Below are 13,634 nucleotides of genomic sequence, written 5' to 3' on the forward strand. Positions count from 1 at the left end.
GGGTGACAAATGGATACGTCTTTTCAGGAAGAAGCAGACGAACTAAAAAATTTACGTTTTTTTAATCAAAAAACCGTACTTGGTGTGCCAATACCCCATGTAATTAAAGCCTTTATATTTTGTTTATTGCTAAGTTTTCAAGTGTACTGGTGGTTTGGAGTATCCCTATTTACGGTTTTGTTTTTAACGGCCTATGTCATCTATCGTGATGATTATGAAGCGTTAACGTCATGGTGGGCTGCATGGTCTGTTAGGCGTTTGTCTGTAGGTAAACCAACATTAAAAAAACAATTAATTATTCTTAATCGACAAGGAGAGAGTGTCAGTGAAAAAAGGACTACCGAAAAATTTAGTTAAATATTACACAACATACTGTGTATTGTTTTATTCGTCCTTGGCTTCAGCTGCTTACAACCTTAATGCACCTACTACAGGTTTATTTGCGGGTCCTAACAAATTTTTTCAGGATCTAATAAATAATATGACGGGGCCTTGGGCGGTAGGTTTTACCATTGTATCTGCGGGGGTAGGCCTGATGATATGGGCATTTGCCGCACAGCAAGGTAAAGCTATTCAAACATTGGCTCGTGCGGTAATTGCAGGCATTGTCTTTTTGAATATCACTGCTTATGTAATTGCTATTCAGAACTATTCAGGGAGTTCCACCTAATGAAGGCCATTAGCCAGCTGATTAGTGCATATGGCCAATGTCAAAAACAGATGATTACCACTAATGGACATGTTTTATGTGGTTTAAACATTGAACATGGTATTGAACTGCAACCTTATGAAGAGGCGACCTTGCGTCGTCTCAGTCAGTTGTATAAGTCCTTGTATGAGCAATACAGTGATACTATTTATTGGCAATTCTATCTTCATCTTGAAGGTTATAAGTATGTTCCCATGCCTCGTGATCATTCGCGTAGTCAGCTGGTTTCGAAGCGTCGTGCACAGTTCTTGAACGAAAAAGGCCTCAGCCTTTCCAAGCTCTTTCACTGTTATGAAATTAAGCGGCCTCATCGGTTAGAGTTAAATTTGTTAAGGTTGCGTAAACTGGTCAAATCCATGACTAGCTTACGTGAAATAAAAAAAATTAAACCGTTATTTTCATTGCAAGATAATCTCTATTTAAATAATGAGTTATTAAAAGATCAGTTAGAACAAGCCGAAGATATGCTGCATGTACTCAGTGATAGGCTAGATGCTTACAGTTTTAACGTCCAATCGATGAGTACTACAGATCTGTGGCGGCTTTATCACTTTCTGGTGAATTTTGATAAAAATGTGTTTTTACAGTCGACATTCAATCAAGCACCATCGACTCATTGGCATGAACTGCTCGGCCAAGGTGATCAGGAAGTGGTAGAAATTGAAGGACTGGGTACAGCGCTTAAACTCCACGGTGCAGTACCAGTTTACATTAAAGTGTTGTCAATCACGGGGTCAGGGGACTCTCACGTCCGTTCTGCTGCATGGCTACGGGGTAAAATACCATTATTACAGCGAGGTAATTATGTGGTTATTACCCGATATGAACCGTACTCGCGGTTGCAAAAATCTTTATTTGTAAAAAATAAAAAAAATGAAGTGGCTCAACAAACGTTAAAAGTGAGTGATATTTTACTGGGTAATGTTAAGAATGCGGATGAACGATTACGTGATGATGCTGCATATAACGAAGATGCAAAGCGGGCTATTCAGGATCTAAACAGGATTCAAAATGACCGTATTTTCGGACACTATCATGCATCAATTTTGGTATTTGATGATGATTTAAATGCTTTAAGAAAAACGGTAAAAGATTTTAATCAAGCACTTAACACCGCTGATTTTAACTTTATTTGGGAAAGTGCAGGGATACAAAAGGCTTATGCGGCCTGTTTACCGGGCAGTAAAGAGTCTAAATACCGTAACTTACAATACAATGCTGCCCAGGCATCAGCCTTAAGCTTAAACTATAAGTCACATACCGGATTACCACACTGGCAAACTACCAATGTCAGCGAAGAGAGTTTGGTCATACTGGAATCAGCTGATGGTACGCCTTTTCATTTTTCACCGTTTGTGGGCGACAAATGTTTACTGTTATGTACGGGACCTATTCGTAGCGGTAAAAGCTTTTTACGTATGCTATTAGCCATGCATATGCTCAAGTTTGGCACACTGTACTCTGCGATTGATATTGATGAAGGAGCTATTCCCCTTGCCCGCTTTTACGGTGATGATGCGGCGATGATTAATATAGGTGGTGATGGTTTTGGGTTTAACCCATTTCGTCTACTGGATGATCCTGTGGTAAAGGATACGCTCTATAGCCATTTGGTAACACAAGTGCGATTGATGTTACTAAATAACAAAACCATCCGTGAAGAAGAGCGTCTTTTACGGCCAGAAGAGCTGGAAGACCTTATTCAGTGTATTGGGCAAGTAATGAGCTTAGGCGTCGAAGGTCGTTTATCAGGAGTGTTTGAAATGCTGATGAACACTACAAAGCAACGACTTACAGCATTTTTGCCAGGGAGCCATTATGGGGATCTCTATGGTGTTGCTGAAGATGCTATTGGCGAATTAAAAAAGCGTATTTCTGTTTTTAATTTAAAGCAGTACAAAGATAACGATGAATTACTGCCAATTTTAATGAATGAGATGTTTTATCGGGTGTATATGCAGTATGAAAATGAACATTTACGCACTATTCCAAAATACACCGATATTGATGAAGCCCACCACTTGCTCAGCATCGAAGCTGCCAGAGATGCCTTATTAAAATGTGTTCGTACCAGTGGAAAATACTTTGGTGGGTTTGGGCTATGGACCCAAGGTCCTAGGGAATACATGTCGATACCGGACTGGCATGTCGTACGAGGGGCTGCAACGGCCTATATTTTTATGCCGGATTCAGAGGGCGATGCTTCATTGTATCAACAAGCCTTTGATTTAAGTGCTGATGAGTGCGCCTTGATTAAAAAAATGAAACCTAAAAAACAAGCGCTCATTGTTCAGCGTGAGGTGGGTATCTCTAAAGTGGTGAATATCAATGCAGACCCCGCACAGTACGTCATTGGTACCAGTCGGCCCCAGGAAGCACCTATTCGCAACGAACTGTTTAAACGTTATCAACATAACCCTGACCTTGCCATTGAGGAAACCATCAAACAACTGAGACAGCAAGGATGTCGAATATGAGACTTAAAAAGCTCGCAAAAAAACTAGGTTATACACTCGCCTTATCAACCCTAATGAGTAGTTCGATTGTATTTGGTTCTGGAGGTACTGGAGTACCTACTTCGGATGTTGCTCTTTACCCCTTGCTAGAAAAGATAGCTGAGGGAAACAAAAAGGTGCTGGAGCAGCTTTCAGATAATGAAATCACTAAATTGATCGAGCTATACGGTAAGCTTGATGATCAATATAAGAAACTCAGTGCAGAGTATGAGCATTTACAACGTATTGCACATGGACTGAAAACCATCGTTAAAGATCCTGAGCAGTTAAAACGCTTAGCCTATGAGCGTTTAGTAACAAATCGATCTGTGTATGATGATATACAACTGTATGATAAAAATGGTGTTTATAACGCTGATGAAGGTGTTAAGCGCATTTACCAAAGGGTGTTGGGAACCAGTGAAGTAGGCCGCCAACTGATTCCTGATAGGTATAGAGATAAAGGTTTTACCAGTGCAATGCGTGAAAAAGAATTAGCTAACTATGATCGTGACTTTCAACGTTCTCGCTTAGCTGATATCCATGCTTTTGATGTGAAAGATCTTGAGACAAAAAGAAGAAGTGCTATCAAAAGGTCTTCAGACTTAGATGAGCTTAGGCGTGATGTTGCGTTAGATAATAATAATGAGTTGGCTACGCTACAGTTAATGGCTTTGCAAAATCAGCATATTTTTGAAAATTTACAAGTAATGCAAGAGATTCAACAAAAGCAGTTTGAACATTCGAATAAGTTTTCAGATTTTATTTTTGCTAAGCAAGCTCAGGGCAGGTTGGAGCGTATTGAACGTATCCAAAGAGCATTAAACCAGTCACCTACAAAGATTGATAATACTGGGCGTTGGTGATGGTTTGATGAGTAAGGTCTTGGCTACTCAACAGCTTTATCAAATAAAGGTTTATAGGTATCTTACAGGATGTATTTATGAAAAACATGGTTTTAGCTTTTATTAGTTCTATATACACCTTAAATGGTATGGCTGCGAGCAATCCATATATTGACCCATATTTAGAGAAAAAAGCAGAGTACCATGAGCAGTTAAAGAAAGGTTGTAAACAACAAAAGTCGAAAAGCGTAGAAGATTTATTTAGTTGCTATAAGAATATCAGAAAAAGAATAGATAATGAGATTCCTGATAGAGGTACAGATGCTTACTGTAAAAATAAATATAACAGAAAAAGTAAACAGGATACTCAGAAGCTTATAGTTAAACTTAGAGCACTTAGAGATAACGCGAGGTCAAGTATACATGTGAGTGAGAGAGTTAAAGGAGAGGTTTTTGAAGAGGACTTCGACTTTGAAGTACTTTGGCTTCGAAAAAATATCCTTAAGGAGGAACTAATGATGTACGATGATCGTGGCTTTTAACCTGTTTTTTTAAGTTGTAATACCCTTAACTTTATAGCTCCTATAAATTATATATATAGGATTCTATATATTTATATTTTTTATCCTATTTTATTATTCTGCAAGGATGCGTAACGAATGAGAAATTCTGTAAAACCGCTGTTGCTGTTTGCGCTCCTGTTGCTGGTGCCTGGGGTTGCGCTGGCTGCGGATGCAACAGCCACAGTGAACAGTGATGTGCTGTTTAAAACAACATTGAATGTAATCAGTGATTTTGTGAATTATGTGTTAGGTAGCCAGGGGAGCACGAATGTCCTGGGTAGCTTTGTTTGGCGGCTAATGCTGGTCATGGGGATTATCGCAATAGCTGATGCGTTGCTTCAGTGGGTTTTTTTTCGAGGTGGGGTTGAAGTTGCAGTACTGACGACCATACGTATTCTGCTTTGTGTTACCGGTCTACTTTTCTATGATTATCTGACAGATCTACTGTGGTCTGGTATTAACGATCTGGGCTTTGCGATCCAAAAAGTAGCGATTGGCAATACCGATCAATTTTTTGTTTACATTCATATTAAAAAAATCCTGAGTCGCTTGATTGGGATGGAATGGGATTTATTTGATAAAGGTTCACGTATTCTCGCGTCATTATCCTTTTTACTATTTAGTGGCTTGCTTAATCTAAGTGTGACGGTTGCAGCAGGTTGGTCAGTTATTGGTTTTGCATTTTGTAAATTAGTGGGTTTTATTTTTATTCCTCTTGCGGCATGGCGTCAAACTTCCGATTTTCTAAAAAAAATGTTTGGCATTATGCTTGGTTTTTTACTTTTTGCATTTTTTGTACGTGTAGCCTGTGTCCTCGTTTTGATGCTGTATGAAGCCTTCTTGTTTGGCGGTTTTACTATCGGTGGCGTTAAAGAGCCGCAGGTGTTGCAAATTACTGCTGCGAATGTCACTGAAATTACATTAATTACGGGGTTAGGAATTGTTTTTGTAGCAAGTGCAGGTCCTTTGGCGTACATCTTAGCATCTGCGAGTGTGGGTAAACCCCCAAGCATGACGGGTGTGGTCTTTAAATTGCTCAGGATGAGGAAATAAACAATGCAGCAGGATGAGGCACAACAGGCCAATGCCGCTCAAGTGGGCTTACTTGTGGCAAAAGAGCTTAAAAAGATACACAACAACTGGTTGTATCTTATTATAGCTGTCAGTATTGCGTTGAATTTTTATGGTTATCTCAAAGTCACGGAATTATCCGCACTGGCTGTTGCGAATACTGAAGTTGTTTGGGTAAAAATGTATCCGAATGGTACTTGGGATATTGATTTCTCAATACCAGATGATCCAGAGCGTTTTTTTCAATCTAACATTGATAAGTCAATCAGTGATTTTATTCATTATCGCTATGGTCGTAATCCATATTCTATTAATACAGATTTTCCCAAAGCAACCATGTTTATGACATCAGAGATGCTCAACTGGTTTTATGATGACAAAAAAGGCTTTAATGCAATTAAGAAAGCGGCTGATATTGTTGCTGCTAAAAAGTATGTCAATGTTACTGTTGGTCGTCTTCAGCACTATGATGCGCAAGGGTCGGATCTGGTTGAAGGTACTATCTATCGCACCAGAGTACATATTCGTCGAGAGCAGACAGATGCTAACCATACGCTCATCGGTAAACCTACATTCGATATAGTGGAGTTGCAATGGAGGTTGCTATCACGACGAGAAATTATGCAAAAAACCGCTGGGAGTCGTGAGGAAGCTAAAGATTTATTGCATGTTAATCCTGCGGGTATTGAAATTATTCAAGCACAAATCTTTCAGGACTTTAAGGAAGAGGCCTCAGCATCATGAAAAAATTAATAACAACTACATTATTAGCTAGCTCGCTGGTAACAGTAAATGTGTTAGCAAACAGTTGTAAAAAAATAAACTGGGAACCAGGAAAAATCTACACTATTTATGCCCCATTTAATGGTTGGACTCATATAGAACTGCCTGACAATGTGTTAACCAGTCAGAAAGGCCCACTAATGCTTCTTGGTAATGAAGCTCTTTGGGAAAAGACGGGGGGAGCGAATCACCTATATATTCAACCAAATTCTAAAGAGCCAGAAGGTGAAACTACGACACTGCATGTGATTAGTGAACAAGGTTTAAGCTTTAATTTTAATGTACGGCGTACTTATCAACGTAATACACCCTGCTATACGATTATTAATAAAGGTGAAAACCTCAATAATGTAACTGCTGCACTGACTAATTACATTCATCCAGCGGCTTATCAAGCACAACAGCAGATGACATTTTGGAAAGCCAAGTATGAGGAAGCTAGTGCCCAGCAGCAGGAAAAAGTGGATGATGCTGTAAAAGCGGCGTTACGTCGCTATCGCCATTTTATTTATACTCGTTACCAATGGGACAGTAATAGTGGTTTTATTGGTAAAGATATTGTGTCAGATGTTTACGATGATGGTCGTTTTACGTATATACGTTTACTTAATGATAATAAAGGTATTTTAGCCATTGAGGCTACTGTTGCGGATAAGCCTGAAATTATTCAAGCCAAATATGATGATGTAACTAATTTATATCGTGTTGTTGGGATTTATCCTGCATTCCGTTTGAAATATGACGATATTGAAATCGCTATTGAACGGCGGGATGGTATTACAAAGGGGGCATTCTAACATGTTAGGAGAAAGCCAACCTAGCACGCCTGTTAGCCCTTCAACGCATCGTAGCAAGCTGCAAATGTATTTACTCATGGTATTTGGTGGAGTGGTGATTATTAGCGGTATTTGGGTGATGACATATCAGCCAGTTAAAAAGGACAATACACCAGCTTCACCCTATCAGTCAGCTAAAAGCGAAGAAACTAACACAAATACCGCTCGTTCGTCATATGAGGTGGCATTAGAGCGTTTTCAAAAAGGACAGGAAGAGTTTCAAGCGCAGCAACCCGTCGGACTACTTGAAGCACAACAGCAAGCGTATGCAGAAGATGAAGCTAGTACACAGCACAGCGCACAAAATACCGCACTGTTGCAGCGCTATCGAGACTTGGAAAACCGCTATAACTTGATGATGTCTGAGGTGGAAAAGCTGAAACAGGCTAATCAAAAACCTGACCCCATTCGCGAAGTTGAAAAGGAGTTCAAAAAAAGTGAACGGATGCGTGCGCTTTCTTCATACCAGAAACGAGAAACCATAACATTTCCAGTAGAAAAGCATGGAGGGAGTACATTAGCAGAAAATACACCCAATATACTCAAAACTGTGCAGCAAAAAGCACAGCAAGTGATTGATAAGCAGTCAGTTATAAATCAGCTTAAGTCACAACTTGGCGTACAACCTGCGGTGTTGAATCCTGGCACAGGTATTGACTCGTTAGCTAAAGCCCTGGCTAGACCTCAATCTCAGCCCCAGGGACAGAAAGTTGCTTCGCAACCTGTTGTCCAAACTACTGACTCTAAGTTAGATGCTACTGTACAGCTGGCTGGTAAAAAGCGACTTCCGCCCGGTACAGTGGTGAATGCAGTTTTGAATGAGTACACCAACAGTGATTATTTAGGCTCATATCGTGCGATTGTTACGCATGATGTTTATGACATTGCTTATGAAAATGTTCTTATTCCTAAAGGTACTGAAATTATAGGGCGTTCAATTGCTTCTAGCGGTCCGAATGCAGTGCTGCATAACCGCTTGGCTCTACCTGCTACTCAATTTATTTTGCCAGATGGTTCACCCATTAATTTAAAAAATAAAGTCACCACAAAGGACCGTGGAGGGATTGCTGCAATTAAAGGCTCAGTTGATTATCACCTATGGGAACAGTTTTTAGGTGTTACCGCTTATGCGATTGTTTCCAGTTCAGCAGATAGTGATCGGTCCAGTGCCATATCCGGTTCTACAGAGGTCCGTGGCGACTGGGAAGAAGGCTTAAGAGAACAAACTTCACCTTTGGTACAAAAGTACCTAAATATTGTGCCCACTAAAGAGCTAGATTTAGGCACTCCTATGAAAATTGTCTTTGATGATTATTTATATTTAACGCCATGGAGCAGCATTTTCGATGAATATATTACTCAAAATTAAAAAAACTAAATTAATTCGTTATGCATTAAGTAGTGTGCTATTGAGTTGGAGTACACACAGTTTAGCGTTAGAACCACTAAATTTATATGTAAGAATGGTACTGCCACCAGAAGCTAAAACGGTGCAAGATGCTGCAGAATATCTGATTAGTCATACTGGCTACCAACTAAAGCTCGATGAGCCAGCACCAACGGATGCCCAACAGATTGCCTCAAAAACGATCAAGCCTATTGCTCGCATGTCTAGGACGATGAGTGTCATGGATTCGTTATTAGTGTTAATTGGCCCTGAAAATTATTTAATTGTAGATCGTGAACATAAATTACTAAGTTTTACAGCTAAGCCTTAAGGAATGAGGATATGAAAAAAACAGTATTTTTAATCAGTGGATTGGTTTTGGTTGGATGTAATACTCAACATTTAAATTTGCAAGATGCGAGTATTTTTAAATTACAGCAACGCAATGTGATTGAACGTGATTTAACCCGCCCTACCCCGACGTTTACAACCTCGCCTATTGAGGAGCCTGCCCCAGTAGAGCAGATTGAAATGCCTGCGCCCAAGGTAACAGCCGTTAAGCAACAGGCGCGGTATTTTATTGATTTTGCGAATGACAGTGTCGCAGTGACAAATTATAAGCAAACCATGGAATCCTTGCTTCCTGCATTAAAAGGCAAGCAGGTATTTATTATTGGCCACTCTCATGGCCATAGCCATGTTGGGACTTCCACCCTTGCCGTAAAGCGCGCCAAAGCGGTTAAGTACCTTTTGGAAGGCCATGGTATCCCTGCACAAACACTGCATACTTTGGCATTTTGGTCAGAAACAGGGCGGGACTTTGCACCTGCTAAAGGTGTGCAAGTGGTGGCATTAGACAGCCAGCAAAGTACGTTAGACGAGGTCCTTCTTTCGTTTAATGCAGAGCACAACAGTAGGCCTCAAGGATGAAATCATTAATCACTTATGGATTCTGTCTGTGGTTGGTGGTGGGCGTATCTACGAGTCATGCGTTATCGGATGAAGCGGTACTGGCATGTGGCGCTGTGCTGTGTTTAGCATCGCCTGCTGCGCCACCTCAATGTAACCCGTATTTAGCAGCTTTCTATGCTATAACGGATAAAAAGTGGGCGAAACAACTCCAAAAACGTACTGATTTCTTAAAGCTTTGTCCAAACCCAACCATACAATCAGTGGCGTCTATCTATGCGGTAGGTATCCGAGATTATTGTGATGCTACTGGATTAAACCGTCGCAATCGTAGGAATCGTGATGGAGACCCTTATATTCTAGCTAACATGCCAGCTGATTGTGAGCAATTTTATAATTACAGCTGGAACCAGTTACATAAGCGGCCCGTTTACAGAAATAACAGGTGGTATGATTTATAGCGTAATGCAATCTTTCACAGGATCGTGAGCCTAATAATAAGGATAAAACAATGATGCAAAATAACCTGATCAGCGCCCAACACTATTCGTGTAGCCAGCATATTTTACTGGCGGAGAACTTGGATTTTAAAATTACACCGATTTGTACGTATCACAAAAAAGCCAATATCACTTACCGTAGCCCCATAAAAATGGGAAATATCACTGTAGATGTGGTGGCAACAACCACATTGGATATGGAAACCCTGGTAAATTTACGCGTGGAAAAGATTGATGAACAGTTCTGTGTGGTGAATGATTCTGCATCACAGCTAACGGACCCCATCAAGCTAATTGTGAAAAGTGAAGCTGTTGGTTATCGGCTTATTCAAGCTATCATTGATACGTACGAGAAAAAAGCAGAACAGCCAAGTGAGGTTGTAACCATGATCAATAAAAGCCAGATTGAGTTATTAGCGCCTTTTATTTTTATTGGCTGTAGTGTGCTACTTACAATATCACTGTCGTTTTGGTTACTGTTTAAGTAAAAATTTATACTCATTTTGCTTATTTATTGTTTATTGCTTGTTGTTGTGCAAGTGTTGGCATTCAAAGTGTGTGAATATTTTGTTATAGGGGTTGAGGGTGTATTTAAAGAGTGCTAGTATCACACTATACATGATATAGGGGGCGATACAGTGGCATTTAAAATTGACGAAAGAATCACGCTATTATTCCAAAAAATAGCAGAAATTGAAAAACAAGATATCACGCGATCTGCAAAAACCCAAAAATTACAACGGCTTGCAAAAGCGTTTATGAAGCAGTTACATGAAAGTGGTTTGTCTGAAAAAACCATCGTTAAATATATCTCGAAAACACGTAAAGAGATTTATGATGCAAATTTACGGCACCACAATTTAGACCAGCAGTTAGAAGTAATTTATAAATATCACCCTGAACTGAAAGATGAGCTAAATAAATTATTAAAACTACCAATGTCTCATGCGATTCAAGGGTTAGTGCAGTTACAAGAAAAGTATAACGGTCAACCAGTGCATAAACGACTACAACAGTTACAGTTGGGACATGAAGTATTACGGTTTATACGCATGGGAGACTTATGTAAGAAGCTTGAAAAAGAGTACAACCAGTTAGTACAAGACAGGCATAGGAACCCTATCACCGTTAACTATCAGTGGTTACTTAAGACAATTGAATCACTACTAACTGAAAAAACTAAGAATGGTACTTATAGTTATTCTCGTTTGGCATTGGGTTTAGCGCTTGCCACGGGGCGCCGTGCTATCGAAATTTTATATCAAGGAAAGTTCAGTAAGCACGGTGAGAGTCAATATCAAATTGAGTTTAAAGGTGCAGCTAAAAAGCGAATGTCTGTTGGAGAAGGCGTATTGTATACAATTGTACCTGCCGAGCTTGTGATGAAAGGGGTTTGGCATTTACGTCGTTTACCAGAAATTAAAGCTTTACAATCGTTTAAGCATTTACCTGAAGGTGAACGGAATGCATTGATTAATCAACGCTGTGCTCGTACATTGAACGATACTACGAAGCTAGTTTTTGGCGATAATGATGCGTTGTTTAAAGACTCTCGAAATCTCTACGGCCAGTGTGTTAAGCATATGCACTATGATGCGTGGCGAAAAGAACATAAGGGAACAGAAACAGCGTTTTTGCAAGACATGTTTTTACATGAAAATATTTCTACTCATACTATCTATACTGCATGGCAGCTTGATTTTACTGAATATGAGATCGTTGAAATACCTCGCAAGGAGCTAAAGAAAACGCGGTTGGCAATAGTTGATAAGTTTAGAGAACATGAAGATGCAAAAGCAGCATCTATACAACGGCTGTTGGATGTCACAGAGGAATTGATCAAAGAAGATCCGCAAATAGTGATTAGTCAGACTATGTTACGGAAAAAGTCGGGTTCAGGGGTACCAGTGATTAAACGGTATTTATCATTGGTTGGTGATGAGATTAATCAAGATATTGGTTAGGGGGGCATGCAAGACTAACCTTTCTAACCCAGGTTTTATTCCTGGGTTTTTTGTTATCTAACGAGGGGCAAATCTTTCCACTGGGTTGTGTAAGCTGGGGACAAGTAGTGTCTCTGCATACTCCATGCTTTCTTAACTCCCTGACTAGCCAAAAAAATATTTTTTCCTGTTTGATTGATCTTATCGATTGTAGCCATTAAAGCCTGGCTCTTAGAGTCATTTCCACACTCAGAAAACAAGCTCTGTTGAAATACACCATGCTCGTAGAAATCACTTAACATTATTCCTGCTTTGGCATACCTAATGCCATCTCGCGACCCTGTAAATATTTCTGTGTATCCGCCCAGTTTTAAATATAGGGTCTAAGTCTATCTTCAAACTCAATCATAAATCGATTGAGCGCGGCTTTCCAGTTTCGAATAGGCATTGTCCACTTTTTTGATGCATCTTGAATCGCTAAGAAAATAACTTTTCTTGCCGCATCATCCGTTGGAAACAGTTTACGCTTTTTAATCGCTTTTCGAATGACACTGTTGAGTGATTCAATGGCATTCGTCGTATAAATCGCTCTGCGTATGTCATCAGGGTAATTAAACAGCGTTCTTAGGTTTTCCCAGTGATGTTGCCAGGAGCGACTAATTTGCGGGTATTTATGATCCCACTGCGCTCCAAATTGCTCCAATGCTTGAAGCGCTTCTTCTTCCGTAGCTGATTGGTATATCCGCTTAAGGCCGCTAGTGACTGCCTTATAGTCTTTCCAAGGCACATACTTCACCGCATTACGAACCATATGGACGATACACAGTTGTATTTGTGTTTCAGGATAGACGGCATTAATCGCATCAGGAAACCCCTTCAAGCCGTCCACACAAGCAATTAAGATATCCTGCACGCCTCGATTTTGTAACTCAGTGAGCACGCTGAGCCAGAACTTAGCGCCTTCCTGTTCGCCTAGCCATAGCCCTAATAGTTCTTTCTGGCCTTCCAGGTTAACGCCTAAGGCTACATACACTGCTTTATTCACCACGCGTTTATCCTGACGGACTTTAACCATAATACAGTCTAAGTAGACAATAGGATAAACCTCATCTAAAGGGCGAGATTGCCACTCAACGACCTGTTCAATGACCGCATCAGTGACTTTTGAAATTAAGGTGGGTGATACTTCAGCACCGTATAATTCATGGAAAGAGGCCACAATCTCTCGCGTGGTCATGCCTTTCGCATAAAGGCTCAGAATTTTATCGTCCATGGATGTAAAGCGCGTTTGGTATTTCTTCACCAACTGAGGTTCAAAGGAGCCTTGTCTATCGCGAGGGGTATTCAGTTCAAAAGAACCATCTTCGGTTTTTAACTGCTTTGAGGAGTAGCCATTTCGACTGTTTTTTTCGGTAGGTTGGGCTTGTTTGCTATCATTTAAGTATTCTTCTAACTCTGCATTAAGAGCTGTTTCAACCGTGACCTTTTTGAGCATTTGTGCAAATTGATTGAGGTCTTTTTCTGTTTTAATGCCCTTGGCGGCTTTTTTAGCAAAGGCTTCGAGTTCTTTTTGAGTCACCATAATGGCCTATC

16 protein-coding genes are annotated in these 13,634 nt (G+C 40.1%); 14 read left to right on the plus strand and 2 right to left on the minus strand.

Annotated features, from left to right (window positions below; all coding sequences use genetic code 11):
* Positions 1 to 9: 9 nt before the first annotated feature.
* From KHS79_RS21480 to KHS79_RS21545, 14 genes are all read left to right on the plus strand, one after another.
* Positions 10 to 357: a VirB3 family type IV secretion system protein gene (locus KHS79_RS21480; protein ID WP_212721946.1), complete on the plus strand. Its 348-nt coding sequence runs from the start codon at positions 10 to 12 to the stop codon at positions 355 to 357.
* A complete protein-coding gene (locus KHS79_RS21485) occupies positions 326 to 670 on the plus strand; it encodes a hypothetical protein (protein ID WP_212721949.1) in 345 nt (114 codons plus the stop codon). Before KHS79_RS21480 ends, KHS79_RS21485 begins: the two co-directional genes overlap by 32 nt.
* The gene (locus KHS79_RS21490) at positions 670 to 3,186 is read left to right on the plus strand and encodes a VirB4 family type IV secretion system protein (protein WP_212721953.1); all 2,517 of its coding nucleotides are present in this window, start codon (positions 670 to 672) and stop codon (positions 3,184 to 3,186) included. Before KHS79_RS21485 ends, KHS79_RS21490 begins: the two co-directional genes overlap by 1 nt.
* Positions 3,183 to 4,070 (plus strand): hypothetical protein, encoded by an 888-nt coding sequence (locus KHS79_RS21495; RefSeq protein WP_212721955.1) that lies wholly within the window; start codon positions 3,183 to 3,185, stop codon positions 4,068 to 4,070. Before KHS79_RS21490 ends, KHS79_RS21495 begins: the two co-directional genes overlap by 4 nt.
* Positions 4,071 to 4,147: 77 nt before the next feature.
* Positions 4,148 to 4,591, plus strand: a complete 444-nt coding sequence (locus KHS79_RS21500) for a hypothetical protein (RefSeq protein ID WP_027709875.1) — start codon at positions 4,148 to 4,150, stop codon at positions 4,589 to 4,591.
* Positions 4,592 to 4,708: 117 nt separating this feature from the next.
* Positions 4,709 to 5,665, plus strand: coding sequence for a hypothetical protein (locus KHS79_RS21505; protein ID WP_212721957.1), 957 nt, complete (start codon positions 4,709 to 4,711; stop codon positions 5,663 to 5,665).
* 3 nt (positions 5,666 to 5,668) lie between these two features.
* Positions 5,669 to 6,427, plus strand: a complete 759-nt coding sequence (locus KHS79_RS21510) for a hypothetical protein (RefSeq protein WP_027710244.1) — start codon at positions 5,669 to 5,671, stop codon at positions 6,425 to 6,427.
* Positions 6,424 to 7,263, plus strand: a complete 840-nt coding sequence (locus tag KHS79_RS21515) for a TrbG/VirB9 family P-type conjugative transfer protein (RefSeq protein WP_027710243.1) — start codon at positions 6,424 to 6,426, stop codon at positions 7,261 to 7,263. Before KHS79_RS21510 ends, KHS79_RS21515 begins: the two co-directional genes overlap by 4 nt.
* A gap of 1 nt (position 7,264) precedes the next feature.
* A complete protein-coding gene (locus KHS79_RS21520; RefSeq protein WP_212721959.1) occupies positions 7,265 to 8,671 on the plus strand; it encodes a TrbI/VirB10 family protein in 1,407 nt (468 codons plus the stop codon).
* Positions 8,649 to 9,020: a hypothetical protein gene (locus tag KHS79_RS21525; protein WP_212721962.1), complete on the plus strand. Its 372-nt coding sequence runs from the start codon at positions 8,649 to 8,651 to the stop codon at positions 9,018 to 9,020. Before KHS79_RS21520 ends, KHS79_RS21525 begins: the two co-directional genes overlap by 23 nt.
* An 11-nt stretch (positions 9,021 to 9,031) precedes the next feature.
* Positions 9,032 to 9,619, plus strand: coding sequence for an OmpA family protein (locus KHS79_RS21530; RefSeq protein WP_212721964.1), 588 nt, complete (start codon positions 9,032 to 9,034; stop codon positions 9,617 to 9,619).
* Positions 9,616 to 10,059, plus strand: coding sequence for a TrbM/KikA/MpfK family conjugal transfer protein (locus KHS79_RS21535; RefSeq protein ID WP_212721967.1), 444 nt, complete (start codon positions 9,616 to 9,618; stop codon positions 10,057 to 10,059). Before KHS79_RS21530 ends, KHS79_RS21535 begins: the two co-directional genes overlap by 4 nt.
* Before the next feature lie 50 nt (positions 10,060 to 10,109).
* Positions 10,110 to 10,586, plus strand: a complete 477-nt coding sequence (locus tag KHS79_RS21540) for a hypothetical protein (RefSeq protein ID WP_027710283.1) — start codon at positions 10,110 to 10,112, stop codon at positions 10,584 to 10,586.
* Positions 10,587 to 10,736: 150 nt separating this feature from the next.
* A complete protein-coding gene (locus tag KHS79_RS21545) occupies positions 10,737 to 12,062 on the plus strand; it encodes a protelomerase family protein (protein WP_212721969.1) in 1,326 nt (441 codons plus the stop codon).
* A gap of 53 nt (positions 12,063 to 12,115) precedes the next feature.
* Here KHS79_RS21545 and KHS79_RS21550 read toward each other — a convergent pair whose 3' ends face one another.
* Complete coding sequence (locus KHS79_RS21550; RefSeq protein WP_212721979.1) at positions 12,116 to 12,343, minus strand: DUF4113 domain-containing protein; 228 nt, start codon at positions 12,341 to 12,343, stop codon at positions 12,116 to 12,118.
* Positions 12,344 to 12,411: 68 nt separating this feature from the next.
* Positions 12,412 to 13,620 (minus strand): IS256 family transposase, encoded by a 1,209-nt coding sequence (locus KHS79_RS21555; RefSeq protein ID WP_212722104.1) that lies wholly within the window; start codon positions 13,618 to 13,620, stop codon positions 12,412 to 12,414.
* Positions 13,621 to 13,634: the final 14 nt, after the last annotated feature.

This window comes from Zooshikella ganghwensis, from assembly GCF_018263875.1.
In the GTDB taxonomy this organism is placed as follows: domain Bacteria; phylum Pseudomonadota; class Gammaproteobacteria; order Pseudomonadales; family Zooshikellaceae; genus Zooshikella; species Zooshikella ganghwensis.